Below are 16,401 nucleotides of genomic sequence, written 5' to 3'. Positions count from 1 at the left end.
CGCAGGTCGTCCGGCGCTCCCCAGCCGGACGGCCCGCACCTGAAACGCCCTGATCGTTCGCTGATTATGAGAATCCGTTGATGTTTCCGATGACACCCATCGCGGGTGCCCTCGCGCTATTTCTGTGCGCGAGTGCATTGGCTGCGCCGACTGCCCCCGGTACCACACCCAGAAGCCTGCTAGCCCAGGCCAAGGGGTTGCCGGCTGAGTTTGAATCGCACTTTTTCGATGTGCCTTTGGCGGTTCGAGTTGAACTCAATCAACAGTACCTCGGTGAAGCCATGGTGGTCTTGACGCGGGATGATCGTATTACCCTGCTCGAACTCACCGACACGCAGGACAGCGCGATAAAAACTGTCGAGATCGAGCAATGGGAGCAGCATCTCAAGCAAGGACAGAGGCTGGGCGCCTGCGAAGGCCGCTGCCCGTCCGGGCTGCTGGCGGTGCACTACAGTCTTGAAAATTCATTGGTGTCGATCCTGACCCGGGATGTGGAGCGAGCCAACGAAACCAAGCGTTACCACGATCAGCCGGAAGGCGGCAGCCTCGGCCTGATCTTCAACAACCAACTGAATATCAATGGTGGCCAGGAACAGGACACGGGCGGGCGTTATGGCCTCAACGCCAGTTCCAGCGTGGGCAACTGGAGCCAGTCACTGGACCTTCAGCTGTCGCGTCTTGGCGGCCCGGACGACAAGCTGTACCACGCGGTCCACGAGCTTTACACCCAACGGGAGATGGAAGGGAATTTTTTCCGCCTGGGTTATTTCACACCCAGCTCCGATGGCTTGAACCGTCAGATCCGTTCGTTCGGTGCCAACCCGGACACCGCACTTGGAGTGATGTACGGCAGCTCCGACAGCCTGGTAATGGAAAATCCCAAACCCAGCGTCTACCCCATTTATGTCACCGCCAGCCGCCAGGCGTCGGTGGAGATCTATCGCAACGGCCTGTTGATCAATACCCAGGCGGTCAGCGCCGGCTTGCAGAGCCTGGACACTCGGCCCTTGCCCGGCGGCATCTATGAAGTGGAAGTGCGGTTGATCGAGGACGGGCAAACCACCGCCACCAGCCAAGAGCTGGTCTACAAACCCAATAACTGGAGCAATTCCGAGGACCGCTGGCGCTACAACCTGTTCGCTGGGCGCGAAACCAGGCTCTGGAGCAACTGGGAAGACCAGCCCTCGGGTTTCACCACGGCGGGCGTGGGCTTCAACTACCTGCTGCATCCCCGGGTGATCCTCGGCGCCTCTACGCGTCAGGTGCAGGACAAACTGCAAGTGGGCACCTCGGTGGACTGGACGCTGGCCAGCAACACCAGCCTGTACGCCAACGTCTATCAAACCCAGCAGTACGGCACCGGCATGGACGTGCAAGGCCTGTACAGCTATGGCCAGGGCAGCGTCGTGGCGAGTCACAACCGCAGTTGGCTGGACACCCGCAACACCTATGAAACCCGGCCGGACGGCACCCGCATCCGCCAGCGCAGTGTGTTCGTCGGCCAAACCAGCAACTCCTCGCTGTCGGTCAACCATCGCTTGAGCAACAAGACCTCCATCAATGGACGGCTGGCCTACAGCGAAGGCAATGTCCAGGGCACTGGGCTGGACTTGGGCTGGACCCAGCGTGGCAAGCTGCGTGGCAGCGATGCCAACTGGCGGCTGTCGGTGTTCGACCGTCCCGGTACGTCAAGTACCGCCGACCGACGCAACCGCGGCGTCGACCTGAGCATCAGCGTCGCGTTGGGCGGGCCGGGCGAGTACTGGTCGGGCAGCATCGGCACCCGTACGTCACGGGAGGGTGACCGCGACCATAACGCCTCGCTGACCTATCGCCGGGACCTGCAGGATCATGTCTTGCAAAGTGTCTCCGCCACGGCACTGGCCGACACCTATGGCGTGGGTCTGTCCGGCATCGCCAGTTTCATGACCGATTCGCTGTATGGCGACGGTTTCGTCCAGCGTTCGTCCTATAACGACAACCTCACCGGCGGCTTGAACCTGAGCAGCACCGTGGCCGTGGGCGGCCAGAAAACCGCCTTCACCGGCCTGCCCCAAGGGCGCGGCGCGGGCCTGATCGTCGACGTGGAAACCGACCTGGACGATGTCACCCTGCGTGCCGACGACTTGACCGGTGGCAGCACGGCGTTGCGCCCGGGCCGCAATTTCATCCCCATCACCGCCTACAAGAACAGCATGGTGACCTTCGACTTCGATGGCGTGCACCCGCCGGCGGCGAACATCGAGCCTGCGCGTACCCGTTATCACCTGAACAAAGGCGGCGTGGATTACCGCAAGGTCCACGTGATGAAAACCGTGACCGTGCTCGGTCGCCTGGTGGACGAACAGGGCGAGCCGCTTCGGGGCCATCACGTGATCAACCACGCCAGCCGCGGCGTCAGCGAGGCGGATGGGTTCTTCTCCATGGAAATGAACGCCAGCTCACCGACCCTGGAAGTGCGCTACGGCAGCGAATTGTTCTGCCGGTTCCGCCTCGACCCGGACAACGCCGAGCGCGAAGGCGATGTGTTGATGATCGGTGATTTGCGCTGCACGCCGGACACCCTGGCGGATAACTCATTGGGCGAGGCCGGCAAGGACCGGCAGCGCTCCTGATTCCTGATGTGTCGCGGGGAGCAGGGTGCGCGCCCCGCGTGAAGGTTCTTTCTCCAACTTGCAGGGATTCGCTTTGATGTATGAGGTTGTATAGATGAAACCCTTATCGGTAGCCGTGCGCAACGTGGTTTCGGTGTTGTTGTTTGCTTCGCTCGTTGCTGGCTCACCAACGGCCAGTGCATTGACGCAGGAGATCAGTGCGCGTTTTCGGCCTGATCCGGCGAAACCCATGGAGAACAAGTTCACCAATACCACGCCGGTGAGTGGGTATTGCGCCACGCTACCACGAGAGTGCGAAATCAGCGGTATGTTCAGTATTCGATTGCCTCTCACTGCCAATGGGACCAGCGATATCGAGGCCGGTCATGCAAATCCTCGGCAAGGTGCGATGTTTAAAGTGCCCGCCAATTGGCGTCCCATACAAGTTACCCATACGGGGACGGGCGAAATAGAAGTCGTTGAAGTGCGCTGGGCCGGCTTTGGGTCGAGACAATCGTTCCCCAATAGCACGGTGGTCCAATTGGTCGGTGGAGGCGTGACTGTTTTAAGGGCCCACCAGATGTTATGGACTGGCCTTGATTGGGTATATGCGCCCTCGCCATGTCGATACAGCGGTGTTGGATTGGCTAACGATAGGGGGTATGGCTTTTTCTGGAAGACGCCAACGGAGGGCGTATGTGCAAAAAAGGCCAATTATCTGATCCCTCTCGGCAGCATGAATTACACCTATCTGGACTTCGCTTACGAACTGCGCACACCCAACCCATTGAAGATGTCGTCCGGCCAATACACCGGGTCGCTGACCTATAGCGTTGGTCCGGGACAGGACATTGACATGGGGGATGTAATGATCCCCACCGATTCGGCTATCACGCTCAACTTCAAACTTGACGTCGAACACACCCTCAAGGTCGAAATCCCCCCCGGCGGCAACCGCGTCGAATTGGTCCCCCAAGGCGGCTGGCAAGCCTGGTTGAACCAGGGGCAAAAGCCGACCCAACTGTCCCGCGATCAACGCTTCCATATCTCGGCCTCCTCACGGTTCAAGATGGGGCTCGAATGCCAGTACGTCAGCGGTAATACCTGCGCGATCTCCGAAACCGGCACCGGCCATGCCGTGCCGGTGGATGTCAGCGTGACCCTGCCCGATGGCTTGACGGACGCCGCCGGACAACCGGTCAACCGTCGTCAGCTAAGGCTTGATGGCAGTGGTACCGAACTGTTCCAGCCGGGGTTCTATGTCGATCGCCGCTCGGGAACCCTGCACTTCGAAGTTGGCCGCAGCCAGGTCGAAGCGATGCTGGACACCGGCGCCAAGGCGTATAGCGGCAACGTCACCGTGATCTGGGATTCGGAAGTTTGAAAGCTTTTTTGCCCAATGGATGTTTTCCCCCCTCACGATTTGCTCGGACGCATGAGGTCGCATAAATGAAGTTATCAAGGAAACTGGCGAGCGGCGTGGCGACAGGCGTTTGGTTGGCCTGCTTGCCGGCTGTCGAAGCCGCCACCCTGGACATCACCGCGCAATTCAGAGCCGATAGCGCCAAGCCCCACGAGAATAAGTTCGTCAATACCACCAGAAACAGCGGTTATTGCGAGCAATTCGTCGTGCTGTGCCAGTCGGCCGGGATATTCAGCCTGATATTGGGTACGGGTGCCTCAGGGGGGCCGATCCAGGCCAATCATGAAGATGTCCGGCAAGGTGCGATGCTCAAGGCACCGGCCAACTGGCGTACGGTACAAGTGACCCATTCAGGTACAGGCCATAGCGAAACCCTCGAGTTTCGCGTCGTCGGACTGGGCGGGGCGATCGGGCTGACGCCCAACGCCCCTGACATTGTCGGTGGCGGGGTGAGTGACGAAACCGCCTACAACATGATTTTCGGCTCGACCTGGTGGCAAGCCCCGACGCCCTGCGTGAGACAAGGGGCGACCCTTTCCCACGCCTGGTTCTTCTGGAAGACACCGGTAGAAGACGCCTGTGCCAAACCGGCCCGCTACCTGATTCCACGGTTCGAATACCAGGGCCTGAGCTTTGCCTACGAGCTGCGCACGCCCAATCCTCTGCAAATGACGGGCGGCCAGTACCGAGGCTCGCTGACCCTCGGCATCGGGCCGGGCCAGGATTTTGACTTCGGTGACGTCGTGATCCCCAATGATTCGGCGCTCACGCTCAATTTCACGCTGGATGTCGAGCATGTCCTCAAGGTTGAAATTCCGCCGGGCGGAAACCGGGTGGAATTGGAGCCTCGAGAGGGCTGGAAGGCGTGGTTGAGCAACGGCAGCAAACCGACTGTGCTGCTTCGCGACCATCAGTTCCTGATCTCGACGTCTTCACCCTTCACGATGAAGCTTGAGTGTCGGTACATGGCCGGGACCGAGTGCGGTGTAACGGCACCGGGTTCCGAAATCTACTACCCGGTGGATGTCGACGTGACGCTGCCCGACGGTTTGACCAATACCAACGGGCAACCGGTCATTCGCCAAACGGTGCCTGTCGGAGCCTTTTCCAATCCTGTTCGATTTCTGCCTGGCCGGTACATCGATCGCAAGCCCGCCACCCTGCATTTCCATATCCGCAGCAGCAGTGTCGCGGCGATGCTCGATCGCGCGCCCGACACCTATACCGGCAGCGTCACGGTGATCTGGGATTCAGAGGTTTGAACGACGGTGTGCCGTCCGGTGGTGTTCGGCGAGCCCTGTTCAGTCAGCAATGTGCAGTGAGTTGCGTTTAATACATGAGGTTAAGAGAAGTGATGAAGCATCTATTGGCATGGGTTGGGTTTCTTCTGTTTTGCAGCGTGGCCCAGGCCGGGCCGCAGATTGGTGTCGGGGTGGTCTACGACTATCTCGACGGTGACAAAAGCACCTACATGAAGCGGGTGTTCAACGGCGGAACGTCCACGGCATTCGTCAAGGTCAACATTCTGGAGATCGTCTACAACGAGGACGGCAGCTACCAGGAATTGCCTCTGGAGAACCAGGTCGGCGCCACCTCCAAGGATGGCCTGATGGCCAGCCCGGCGCGCCTGATCGTGCCGGCCAACGGCATGCAGGGCACCCGGTTGTTGTTCATGGGCAACCGCGACAAGGAGCGCTATTTCCGGGTGCGTTTCGTGCCGGTGGTGCCGGAAGCCGAGGATGAGTTTGCCGTCAGCGCCGAAGAGCGCGAAGCGTACAAGAAGGAGCGGGTGGCGGCGGGGGTCAAGGTCCTGGCGGGCTACGGCACGGTGTTTTTCGTGCGGCCCAAGAACACCCATTTCGAGACGGTGATCGATGACAGCGCCAATCGCTACCTGATGCGCAACAACGGCAACAGCGTCGTGGTGATCGATGAGTTCAAGGATTGCGACGCGAAGAAGGATAGCGACTGCCGCCCGACGACCAAGCACCACGTCATGGCCGGTCGCACGTTTTCCTTCGACAAGGAGGCGGGGCGTGAGTACCGCTTCACGCTGATCGAGGGCAGCAAGAGCCAAGCCGTCGAGATAAAGGGTTGACGGTTGCCGTCGCCGAACCGTCGCAGACGCCACAGGTAATCAATATGTCCAAGACACTGCTACGCCCTCTTGCGTTGACTGCGCTGATGCTGCCCTGGGTTTCGGCCTGGGGAGCGGTCGAGCGGGAAACGTTCGAACTCCACGTGACCATTCCAACGGTCGATTTTTTTGTGCTGCCCCTCGACCCGCAACTGGTCCAGCGTGAGCAGCGCTTGCCTTTCAGCTCCATCACCGGCGAGCTCAGTTCGCTGCGGGCGACCTATGAGGTGAAGAACACCACTGGCGGCATCGGTGCGCGCCTGGCCGAGGAGGCTTATTTATCCAATGGCCGTGAGCGGATCGACTTGAGGGTCAAGTTCAACGAGGTCGAACTGACCCTGGACTCGACCCAGGTCGTCACGGCCCTCGAGGCCCGGCCCGGACGCCAGGTGCCGCTGGAAATCGCCGCGATCAAGCCCGACGACGGATACAGGTCGGGTGATTACTACGGCACGGTGCACATGGTGTTCGATGCGGTTGCGCCGTGAGCACCGGAGGCGTGGGGCAGGCTTCCCGAAGGCGTCAGGCGACGACTCCCCTGTGGCGAGGGAGCTTGCTCCCGCTCGGCTGCGCAGCAGCCGCAAAGATGGCAAGTCAGAGGTTTTCAGCTGGTTGGAAAAGCGAGGGCGGCTTCGCCACCCAGCGGGAGCAAGCGCCCTCGCCACGGGGAGTCTGCATTTCGTTTTATTACTCAGAAAGAGGTATCAAGCATGTTAGAAAAAATGATGTCCGCTACAGCCTTGGTTGTTGCAGCCATGAGTCCTTCATGGGTGTCGGCGGCCGATGATGCACGAACATCCATCCATATCACGGCGAATATTCCGAACAAGCAGTTCCATGTACAGCCCCGCAATCCAGATTTCGGCAGGGACGAGGTCATGCATTACAACCCCGCGAATAACTCCCTGAGTACCGTACGCCAGACCTTTGACGTAAAGAACACCGACGGCTCGATCCATGCCTACATTCAAGAGGGCAGGGCCTATCTGAACAATGGCTGGGATCACATTCCCCTGAGCGTTACGTTCAACGGCGTCTATCTGGATGGCGTGCCTCAGGAAGTCGTGGACGATGCCTCGTCCACGCCAGGCACTCAGGTCGAGATGGTCATCCGTTATAACAGCATGTCGGTCGAGCGCCACCCGGGCTTATACACCGGCCAATTCACCGTGATTTACGATGCGGTCCCTCGGGTTAGCCTCTGATTTTGTGTCTGCCCGCATTGCTGTAACTCATTGCCGTGCCACCAACGGCTTGCACTGGGTATGGCTGCCCGGCTGCAAGTAGGCCGAGAGAAACGGCGCCATGCCCTTGAGCACTTGCACCGGCAGGGCCGAGGTGAATTTGAAGTTCTGCGCCGAAACCCCCGGGACATAGGCGGTGAGGGTGCCGAAATGGCTGTCGCCGATGTAGAACACAAAAGTGGCGGTGCGGTTGATCGATTTGGAGCTGATCACCCGCCCACCCGAGCCAACGGCTTCGATGCGGTTGTCGCCGGTACCGGTCTTGCCGCCCATGGCCAGCGGTGTACCGTCGGCCAGTTTGAAACTGCCGGCCACCCGTTTCGCGGTGCCGGCATCCACCACCTGGGACAGCGCGCCGCGCAAGGCCTGGGCCACTTCCACCGGCATCACACGCTTGCCGTTATCCGGGTTGCTCACCAGCCGCGTCTCGTAGGGTGTATCGACGGCGAAATCCAGGCTGTCGACGCGCAACGCCGGTTGGCGGATGCCGTCGTTGAGAATGGTGCCCACCAGCTCCGCGAGTGCGGCGGGGCGGTCGCCGGAGCTGCCGATGGCGGTGGCCAGCGACGGCACCAGGTGATCGAACGGATAGCCGACTTTCTGCCAGCGTTGGTGAATGTCCAGGAAGGCTTCGATTTCCAGCATGGTGCGGATGCGGCTGTCGCGGGCGCTCTTGTGCCGGCTCTTGAACAGCCAGCTGTAGACCTCCTGACGCTCGAACTCACTGGCCTTGACGATCTGGCTGAACTTGGCGTCGGGGTTGTTCAGCAGGTAGCCCATCAGCCACAGGTCCAGCGGGTGGACCTTGGCGATGAAGCCTTGGTCTGGCAGGTCATAGGCACCGGGGCCGTAGCTTTGGTAGAGCCGTTCCAGGCGTTCATCGGTGAGCTTTTCGGCGCTCTTGGCCGACTTGAGATGTGAGCGCACGAAGAGATTGAAGCTCTCCTGGCTGTCGCCGGGAAAGAAGTAGCGGTGCACGGCGGCCAGGCGGATCGCCGTGGGGTGCATGCTGTCGAGGAAGGTTTCGAGGCGCTGGCCCGTGTCTTTTTTCTGGTACTTCTTCCAGAACTTGAGCAGGAACGAGGTGCCTTCGCGGTCGGCGAACTGGGCCAGGTATTCCTGGCGGCGCGGGTCCTTGTCGTCCTTGAGCAACTCGGCGCTGTTGTTGGGACCGGCGTAGGTGGCGTAGCGCACCAGGTCGCGCATCAGGCGGATGAACGGCAGGTTGATCGACTCACGCAGGGAGTCGCGCAAGGTCGGGATGCGGCCGTTGTCCTCGTTGCGGAAGTTGTGAAAGGTGTGCAGCCCGCCACCGGTGAAGAACGCCTCGCCGGGGCTGGCGGAATAGGTACGGTCCAGCGCGGCTTCGAGCATTTTCGGCAGGCTACGGTCGGTGTTCTGGATCAGATAGTCGACGGCCCAGCGCGAGAGGCGGTCCGGCTCGGCGATTTCGGTTTTCTTCAGTGCTGCCGGGGTCTGCTGGGCATAGCGATCATGCAGTTCGGCAATGATCTGCAGGTACGTGGTGAGGACTCGCAGCTTGGCGGTGGAGCCCAGTTCAAGTTTGCTGCCTTCGTTGATGTCGAAAGGCTGGTCGGTGCTGTCGGTTTGCACCCGTACCCGCGAGCCGTCGGGGGTCAGTTCCAGCAGGGTGAAGCTGTAGCGCACCTGGGTGGTGCTGGTGGGGGTCAGCAAGCGTTCGCCCATCAGGCCGATCTCGGCAGCGAAGGCCGGGTCGGCCAAACGCTTGAGGTACTCGGTGGCCTGGGCCTGCAAGTCGCTTTGCAGGGTGCTGGTGGCGGAGAGGTCCAGGCGATCGAGGTCGTACAGCGGACGATTGAGCAGGTTGGCGAGACGACTGCGGGCGGCGCTGATGCCTTTGTTGGTTTCGTTGGGCTGCACGGTCGGGTCCTGGACCCAGTCGCGGTAGCTGACCTTGCTGGCCAGGGTGGCCTCGGCCAGGGGCGCATCGATGACGCCGTTTTGCGCCAACAGGCGGACGTGGCTGTCGGTCAGGCGCGCCAGTTCGTCGCGGCCTTTGGACAGGAAGTGAGAAGGGCGCCGCTGAGCGATCATCAATGACAGCATTTCCCGCAGGGCCAGGCCTTTGTCCGCCAGGCTCTGGGGATCGGTCGCGGTGCTGGCCAGGCGTTCGTTGGCCCGGTTGAAGTCGGCGCCGTACCAGACCCGCAAGCCTTCAGCCATGCCATGCACCTCGCCATGCCCCGGCACGGCGGAGAGCGGTACGCTGTTGAGGTAGTCGCGCACGACCCGCTGCCGTGCCTCGAGGGTTTGCGGGCCGGCCTGGTAGGCGCGCACGCTGGCGGAGATCATCTGGCGGATTTTTTCCGCGCCCGACACCGTGAGGCCCTCGGGGGAGTGGCGGTATTTTTCCAGTTGCGTCGCCAGTGTGCTGCCCCCGGCGGATTGCCCGGGCAAGCTCAACAGCTTGGCCACCTGCGACCAGGCCGCCATGCCGAAACGCGGCCAATCCACCGCCGGGTTGGCCTCGGGGTGCTTGGGGTCGAGCAAAAAGCGGTTTTCGATAAACAGCAAGCTTTGCACCACCACCGGCGGGATCGCATCGAAACTCGAATATAACTGCTGCGGGTACTTGAACTGATACACCGGCGCGGCGCGGCAGTCGGTGAGGGTCAACCCGGCCTGGATCTTTTCCGCGTAGGGGACGAACAGGCCTCTTTCGACATAATCCATCAAGGCCGGCGAGAAACGCGCCTGGGCCTGGATCACGTAGTCGCGCTTGAGCAGGCGCGGCAGGAATTCTCCCAGGGCGCTGTAGCCCAACCGCCGGTCGAACGGGCCTGCACCGGGGTAGACGATGGCATCGCTGGGGCCCGGTTGCACGGAATAACCCAGGGAGGCGGCGTACTTGCTGATCTCCTGGGCCTGGAATCGCGACGTGCGCATTTCCTTGGCCACCGCCAGGCCGACCACCACGACGATAATCAGCAGCAACAACCAGAACGCCCGCCAGCCATGCCGTGCGCGGCGAGTTTTTTTGGGTAAAGGCGCTTCTTCCATACGTTCAGTCGGGACCATAGGTTTATTCGGATCGGTTTGCCATAAAGCGCCCATAGTCGACTGATCCATTCACGCAGATTGATCGGACTTGCTTGAAGCTTAGACGGTGGTTGGCGTGAGGGGAGGGGAAATTGTGGGCATCGGTCTGGCATGGCCAGTGGCATCCCTTTGTGGCTAGGACTTTGTGGCGAGGAGAGATTGATCTGTGGTGAGGAGGGATTTATCTGTGGCGAGGGGATTTATCCCCGTTGGGCTGCGAAGCAGCCCCCTACAGCAACCCCGGAATGCCTGGATAATCGAGTGGCCTGCATTGGGGCTGCTTCGCAGCCCAACGGGGATAAATCCCCTCGCCACATTCGGAATATTCGCTCGACCTTCTCCGCGTCGAACAAGCGACAGCATGGCTACGCTGCATCCAAACCCTCTCAAAGGAAGCAAGGAATGCATCCACGCCCCAACTCACATCGCTTGCGCCGAGGACGTTATTCGGAGCAAGGACGCGCCTATCTGGTGACGGCCGTTACTCATCAGCGACGTCCTGTTTTTGCTAACTGGATGGTTGGACGATTGTTGGTTGCAGAATTCAAGTGCGCCCATGATTCGGACCTGGTGAACTCTTTAGCTTGGGTGGTGATGCCAGATCATTTTCACTGGTTGTTGCAAATCCAAGACGGTCATCTGAGTCGTGTCATCGGAGCTACCAAAGCTCGATGCACCCATTGCGTCAACAACATGATTGGAACCTCTGGCCCGCTTTGGCAAAGCGGCTTTCATGATCGCGCGATTCGTGACAATGAAGAGCTGCGACCCACCGCCGACTACATCATTGACAATCCGCTTCGGGCTGGGCTGGTGGAATGTATTGGCGATTGCCCTCTTTGGGATACTGCTTGGCACTGAAGCACCTCATGCTCGCTGTTTGGGCCGGGAACATGGTTTCCCTGTGGCAAAAGAATTAGCTGTAGCAAGGGATTTACCTGTGGTGAAGGGTTTTATCTGTGGCGAGGGGATTTATCCCCGCTGGGCTGCGAAGCAGCCCCAATACAGGCAACTCGATTATCCAGGCATACCGGGGTTGCTGTAGGGGGCTGCTGCGCAGCCCAGCGGGGATAAATCCCCTCGCCACAGGTAAACCCCTTGCAACAGATGTACTTCTTGCCACAGCTAAATCCTCATCACAAAGGGCCGTCGATGTCTGAAAACCTTGTGCTAGAGCTGTCGCCGTGTGACCTGGCACCCTCCCTGTGCAATACTCGGCGGCGCTTTCGGAAAGGTCTGTCATCCAGATAATGCATCTCCGAAAACACGGTTTCTACTGAGCTTTCTCCCTGAATTTTCCTGGTTTTACAGTGAATCTCTCTATCCCTGGCTTTTTATACTGCACGGCCCGCTGATCCTGAGGGCGTTGTTCTACAGGACGGTCTGTCCACGAAGCAGACCGGTTTCGGCAAAGTGGCAGGCTTATCGACCTGCGGCTTTGGAGACTCGGTGGTTAATCCAATAACAAGACGAGGTTGTATCCCTATGGCTGTCGGCAATCATCTGCCCCATGGCGAGACCGCTCAGGGTGGTCCGCTCAAACGTGAGCTCGGTGAGCGGCACATCCGCCTGATGGCGCTTGGCGCCTGCATCGGTGTCGGGCTGTTCCTCGGCTCGGCCAAGGCCATTGAAATGGCCGGCCCGGCGATCATGCTGTCCTACATCATTGGCGGCCTGGCGATCCTGGTGATCATGCGCGCCCTCGGCGAGATGGCCGTGCACAACCCGGTGGCCGGCTCGTTCAGCCGTTATGCCCAGGACTACCTCGGCCCACTGGCCGGTTTCCTGACCGGATGGAACTACTGGTTCCTGTGGCTGGTGACGTGCGTCGCGGAGATCACTGCGGTGGCGGTGTACATGGGCATCTGGTTCCCCGACGTACCCCGCTGGATCTGGGCCCTGGCCGCCTTGGTCAGCATGGGCTCGATCAACCTGATCGCGGTCAAGGCCTTCGGTGAGTTCGAATTCTGGTTCGCCCTGATCAAGATCGTCACCATCATCGCCATGGTCATCGGCGGCGTCGGCATCATCGCCTTCGGGTTCGGTAACGACGGCGTGGCGCTGGGCCTTTCCAATCTCTGGACCCACGGTGGCTTCATGCCCAACGGCGTGCAGGGTGTGTTGATGTCCCTGCAAATGGTGATGTTCGCCTACTTGGGCGTGGAAATGATCGGCCTGACCGCCGGTGAAGCAAAGAACCCGCAGAAAACCATCCCCAACGCCATCGGCTCGGTGTTCTGGCGGATCCTGCTGTTCTACGTCGGCGCGCTGTTCGTGATCCTGTCGATCTACCCGTGGAACGAGATCGGCACCCAGGGCAGCCCGTTCGTGATGACCTTCGAGCGCCTGGGCATCAAGACCGCCGCCGGCATCATCAACTTCGTGGTGATCACCGCCGCGCTGTCGTCCTGCAACGGCGGCATCTTCAGCACCGGGCGGATGCTCTACAGCCTGGCGCAGAATGGCCAGGCCCCGGCCGGTTTTGCTAGCACTTCGGCCAACGGCGTGCCGCGCCGCGCCTTGCTATTGTCCATCGCCGCGCTGCTGCTGGGCGTGCTGCTCAACTATCTGGTGCCAGAGAAAGTCTTCGTCTGGGTGACCTCCATCGCCACCTTCGGCGCGATCTGGACCTGGGTGATGATCCTGCTGGCCCAGCTAAAATTCCGTAAAGGCCTGAGTGCTTCGGAACGTGCGGCCCTGAAATATCGCATGTGGCTGTACCCGGTCAGTTCCTACCTGGCGCTGGCATTCCTGGTGCTGGTGGTGGGCCTGATGGCGTACTTCCCGGACACCCGCGTGGCGCTTTATGTAGGCCCGGTGTTCCTGGTGCTGCTGACGGTGCTGTTTTATACCTTCAAGTTGCAACCGACCGGTGATGTGCAGGGTGCGGTGCGTTCAGCTTCGTAAGTTGACGGTGTTGTAGAAGAGAGCCCCGGTCGGATGATCGGGGCTTTTTTTGGTGCGCCAATTATGATTCTGCGAGGTCCTACCTGTTAACTCTTACAGTAGACCGCACACCGACAGAACCCTAGATTAAGTCGCCTGAAGCACCGGCCCGTTCGGGGGCATCCATGAAAACGTTATGGAAAGGGTTTTTCAGCTACTCCCTGGTGGGACTGGCCAATACGCTGATCCATTGGCAGATATTTTTCGTGCTGCGGGTGGCGTTCGGCCTCAATCAAGCATTGAGCAACTTCACTGCCTTTTGCGTGGCGGCTTCATTCTCTTTTTATGTGAATGCGCTCTACACCTTCGAGGCCAAGACCTCAGTGTTGGGCTATGTTCTTTTCTTATTTGTCATGGGAACCCTCAGTTTCATCGTGGGTTACCTGGGCGATCGCTGGCATGTCCACGGCCTGCTGACTGTGGCGGTATTTTCGCTGTTGAGCCTGGTGATCGGTTTTCTGTTGTCCCGGTTTGTGGTGTTTCGTGGACATCGCCAATGAACGTTTCGTTGATCGTTCCGGTATTCAATGAAGAACAGGCCATCAACCTGTTTTACGAAAGTGTCCGCCAGCACCCGGCGTTGAAAGACCATGCCATCGAGATTGTGTTTATCAACGATGGCAGCGCCGACCAGACCGCCGCCATCGCCCGTGATATCGCCCTGATGGACAGCCGGGTCCTGTTGATCAACTTCTCCCGTAACTTTGGCAAGGAACCGGCCCTGTTTGCCGGCCTCGAGCACGCCAGCGGTGATGTGGTGATCCCCATGGACGTGGACCTGCAAGACCCCATCGACGTCATTCCACGGCTGATCGCCGAATGGGAGAAGGGCGCCGAAGTGGTGCTGGCCAAACGGCGCGATCGCTCATCCGACGGTTACCTCAAGCGCCGGGGCGCGGCGTTGTTCTATGGCGTGCTCAATCACATTGCCAATCCGCACATCGAGCAGAACGTCGGGGATTTTCGCCTGATGGACCGCAAGGTGGTGGAGGTGATCAAGACCCTTCCCGAGTACCAGCTGTTCATGAAGGGCGTTTTGTCATGGGCCGGCTTCAATACCGTGGTCATCGAATACGACCGCCCCCGTCGCGCTGCCGGCAAGAGCAAATTCAATGGCTGGAAGTTGTGGAACCTGGCGCTTGAAGGCATTACTTCGTTCAGCACAGTGCCGTTGCGGTTGTGGACTTATGTGGGCAGTTGCATCTCATTGGTGTCGTTGGTGTATGCCGCGTACATGGTCCTGGACAAGCTGTTCTTCGGAAACGACGTGCCCGGCTACCCCTCGCTGATGACCGCGATTCTGTTTCTGGGCGGGGTGCAATTGATCGGCATCGGGGTATTGGGTGAGTACATCGGGCGAATCTATCTGGAAACCAAGCATCGGCCCCGGTATGTCATCAAGGAAATGATTCGGGAAGGCAGGGTGAAATCCCGGGACGAATCATGATGAGCGACTTTTTCTATCGCGAACTCAATCGTCGCCAGATCACGCTGTTTTTCTTAACGGCAATCTTGCTCTACGTCCTGCCATTGATCCTCGCTGATTTTCGGTATATCGACGATAACTGGCGGACGCTGGAAGCCGGAACGGCCTGGACTGACCAAGGGCGCTGGTTCTCTGATCTGCTGTATCAAACGCTGTCCTTCACCCGTGCCGCGCCGGACATTTTTCCGCTGCCGTTGTTGCTCGCCGCATTGGCCATGTCCCTGGCTTTGACTCGCCTGACCTTCCATTACTTCCCTCAGCCAACACTGGCTTGCTGCCTGGTTTCGTTGCCTCTCTGGTACAACCCCTTCCTGCTGCAGAACCTGTCATATCAATACGACGGCCCCGCTATGGCATTGAGTTTGGTCGCTGTCATTTACGCAATGACCTTTCGGGGGGCTTCGCGAATGCGTCAGTTGTGGGTACCAGCCGGGTTTTTGGTGCTGGCATTCGGGCTCTATCAGGTCAGCTTCAATGTGTTCGTGGGCCTGTGTTGCTTGGAACTGCTCAGGGCGGCATACAAACGGGAACCGTACTCTCAGTGGCTGGCAATATTGGGTTGGAAGCTGGCTCAACTTGGCTTGGCCGCTTTGATTTATCTTGCCACCGTCGTCTTGCTCATGGGAACGGAGCGGACTGCGTTGTTGAATTGGAAAGCCGATCCGCTGATGCAGATCGGCATCAATATCGGACGAGTGGCGGAGAAGGTCGCGCTACTGTTTCAAGGTGGATACGCCTGGCTATTGGCCGCGCTGATCATGTTGGCGTTTATTGGTGTCATGCGGTTGGGCTGCCGAGTACCGGACCGTGAGGAGCAACGTTGGAAAACTGTCGTGAAGATCCTGGGTTGTTTGCTTACGTTACCGTTGTTGATCCTGCTGGTACCTGGCATCACGCTGTTTTTTCGTGATTTCAACGAAGGCGCTCGCACCTTGATGGGCTTTGGTGTGTTGCTGATGGTGTTGTTTTATCTTGCTTATCTGGCCCTTGCACCGCTCCATCCTCGCCTGCCGCTGCTGCTGATCATTCCGCTGTTGGCAACGCTTTCACTGTCCTTCGCTTATGGTCGGGTGCTGACCTTGCAAAAAACCTTCAGCAACGGTGCGCTTTACAGTCTGGGGTATGACATCACTTCGCACCGGGAACTGTACGAAGCCAAGCGGATTTATCTATCGGTCACTTATTCTGACTACTGGCTGGTAAGCGCTTGCGGCTCGTTCCAACAGCTGCCGGTTCTGCCTTATTTGCTGAACATCGACTACTTCATACTTTCCAAAAACTTACCGTCAATGGGCATCACCAACGTGGCGGTGGAACGCGAGCGGCGCAATGCGACCCATGTTGGCTATCTGGGCTATGTGCCCGTCGTGGACAACCAGTATTACCGGATTTATCTGCTGGGTGACTATGGCTTCATCGTTATGAAAGAGCCTGCACGGCTCAATCGCCGTGTTGTTAACTGCGGCGATTTGGCTCGTTAGTGGTGTGAC

Annotated in this window: 12 protein-coding genes; 11 read left to right on the top strand and 1 reads right to left on the bottom strand. The window is 59.4% G+C overall.

All coding sequences use genetic code 11. The features are described 5' to 3' along the window. Window positions 1–80: 80 nt before the first annotated feature. From CD58_RS23060 to CD58_RS23035, 6 genes are all read left to right on the top strand, one after another. Window positions 81–2,615 carry a CS1-pili formation C-terminal domain-containing protein gene (locus tag CD58_RS23060; protein WP_025215308.1) on the top strand — a complete coding sequence of 845 codons (2,535 nt, stop codon included), beginning with the start codon at window positions 81–83 and terminating at the stop codon, window positions 2,613–2,615. 94 nt (window positions 2,616–2,709) lie between these two features. Then, window positions 2,710–3,978 (top strand): hypothetical protein, encoded by a 1,269-nt coding sequence (locus tag CD58_RS23055; protein WP_025215307.1) that lies wholly within the window; start codon window positions 2,710–2,712, stop codon window positions 3,976–3,978. 65 nt (window positions 3,979–4,043) lie between these two features. Then, a complete protein-coding gene (locus tag CD58_RS23050; RefSeq protein WP_025215306.1) occupies window positions 4,044–5,279 on the top strand; it encodes a hypothetical protein in 1,236 nt (411 codons plus the stop codon). Window positions 5,280–5,371: 92 nt separating this feature from the next. Next, window positions 5,372–6,115 (top strand): pilus assembly protein, encoded by a 744-nt coding sequence (locus tag CD58_RS23045; RefSeq protein ID WP_025215305.1) that lies wholly within the window; start codon window positions 5,372–5,374, stop codon window positions 6,113–6,115. A 44-nt stretch (window positions 6,116–6,159) separates the two neighbouring features. Next, the gene (locus CD58_RS23040) at window positions 6,160–6,642 is read left to right on the top strand and encodes a CS1 type fimbrial major subunit (RefSeq protein WP_025215304.1); all 483 of its coding nucleotides are present in this window, start codon (window positions 6,160–6,162) and stop codon (window positions 6,640–6,642) included. Between the two features lie 222 nt (window positions 6,643–6,864). Further along, window positions 6,865–7,359 (top strand): CS1 type fimbrial major subunit, encoded by a 495-nt coding sequence (locus tag CD58_RS23035; RefSeq protein WP_025215303.1) that lies wholly within the window; start codon window positions 6,865–6,867, stop codon window positions 7,357–7,359. Between the two features lie 27 nt (window positions 7,360–7,386). On the opposite strand, the gene CD58_RS23030 is transcribed toward CD58_RS23035, so the two are convergent. Beyond that, the gene (locus tag CD58_RS23030) at window positions 7,387–10,494 is read right to left on the bottom strand and encodes a transglycosylase domain-containing protein (protein WP_025215302.1); all 3,108 of its coding nucleotides are present in this window, start codon (window positions 10,492–10,494) and stop codon (window positions 7,387–7,389) included. A gap of 387 nt (window positions 10,495–10,881) precedes the next feature. On the opposite strand from CD58_RS23030, the gene CD58_RS23025 reads away from it, so the two are divergent. From CD58_RS23025 to CD58_RS23005, 5 genes are all read left to right on the top strand, one after another. After that, a complete protein-coding gene (locus tag CD58_RS23025; RefSeq protein WP_025215301.1) occupies window positions 10,882–11,340 on the top strand; it encodes an REP-associated tyrosine transposase in 459 nt (152 codons plus the stop codon). Window positions 11,341–11,964: 624 nt separating this feature from the next. Then, a complete protein-coding gene (locus tag CD58_RS23020) occupies window positions 11,965–13,386 on the top strand; it encodes an amino acid permease (protein WP_025215300.1) in 1,422 nt (473 codons plus the stop codon). A gap of 164 nt (window positions 13,387–13,550) precedes the next feature. Then, window positions 13,551–13,925 (top strand): GtrA family protein, encoded by a 375-nt coding sequence (locus CD58_RS23015; RefSeq protein WP_025215299.1) that lies wholly within the window; start codon window positions 13,551–13,553, stop codon window positions 13,923–13,925. Beyond that, a complete protein-coding gene (locus CD58_RS23010; protein WP_025215298.1) occupies window positions 13,922–14,872 on the top strand; it encodes a glycosyltransferase family 2 protein in 951 nt (316 codons plus the stop codon). The genes CD58_RS23015 and CD58_RS23010 overlap by 4 nt, the downstream gene beginning before the upstream one ends. Then, a complete protein-coding gene (locus CD58_RS23005; protein ID WP_419178847.1) occupies window positions 14,872–16,392 on the top strand; it encodes a glucosyltransferase domain-containing protein in 1,521 nt (506 codons plus the stop codon). The genes CD58_RS23010 and CD58_RS23005 overlap by 1 nt, the downstream gene beginning before the upstream one ends. Window positions 16,393–16,401 lie beyond the last annotated feature (9 nt).

The organism is Pseudomonas brassicacearum (genome assembly GCF_000585995.1).
GTDB classification, from domain to species: Bacteria; Pseudomonadota; Gammaproteobacteria; order Pseudomonadales; family Pseudomonadaceae; genus Aquipseudomonas; species Aquipseudomonas brassicacearum_A.
This window is presented reverse-complemented; position numbering and strand designations above follow the sequence as displayed.

Excerpts from the sequence above, each read along its gene's own strand:
- CD58_RS23060 (WP_025215308.1), top strand. The coding sequence starts at position 81 with ATGTTTCCGATGACACCCATCGCGGGTGCCCTCGCGCTATTTCTGTGC.
- CD58_RS23055 (WP_025215307.1), top strand. The coding sequence starts at position 2,710 with ATGAAACCCTTATCGGTAGCCGTGCGCAACGTGGTTTCGGTGTTGTTG.
- CD58_RS23050 (WP_025215306.1), top strand. The coding sequence starts at position 4,044 with ATGAAGTTATCAAGGAAACTGGCGAGCGGCGTGGCGACAGGCGTTTGG.
- CD58_RS23045 (WP_025215305.1), top strand. The coding sequence starts at position 5,372 with ATGAAGCATCTATTGGCATGGGTTGGGTTTCTTCTGTTTTGCAGCGTG.
- CD58_RS23040 (WP_025215304.1), top strand. The coding sequence starts at position 6,160 with ATGTCCAAGACACTGCTACGCCCTCTTGCGTTGACTGCGCTGATGCTG.
- CD58_RS23035 (WP_025215303.1), top strand. The coding sequence starts at position 6,865 with ATGTTAGAAAAAATGATGTCCGCTACAGCCTTGGTTGTTGCAGCCATG.
- CD58_RS23030 (WP_025215302.1), bottom strand. The coding sequence starts at position 10,494 with ATGGGCGCTTTATGGCAAACCGATCCGAATAAACCTATGGTCCCGACT.
- CD58_RS23025 (WP_025215301.1), top strand. The coding sequence starts at position 10,882 with ATGCATCCACGCCCCAACTCACATCGCTTGCGCCGAGGACGTTATTCG.
- CD58_RS23020 (WP_025215300.1), top strand. The coding sequence starts at position 11,965 with ATGGCTGTCGGCAATCATCTGCCCCATGGCGAGACCGCTCAGGGTGGT.
- CD58_RS23015 (WP_025215299.1), top strand. The coding sequence starts at position 13,551 with ATGAAAACGTTATGGAAAGGGTTTTTCAGCTACTCCCTGGTGGGACTG.
- CD58_RS23010 (WP_025215298.1), top strand. The coding sequence starts at position 13,922 with ATGAACGTTTCGTTGATCGTTCCGGTATTCAATGAAGAACAGGCCATC.
- CD58_RS23005 (WP_419178847.1), top strand. The coding sequence starts at position 14,872 with ATGAGCGACTTTTTCTATCGCGAACTCAATCGTCGCCAGATCACGCTG.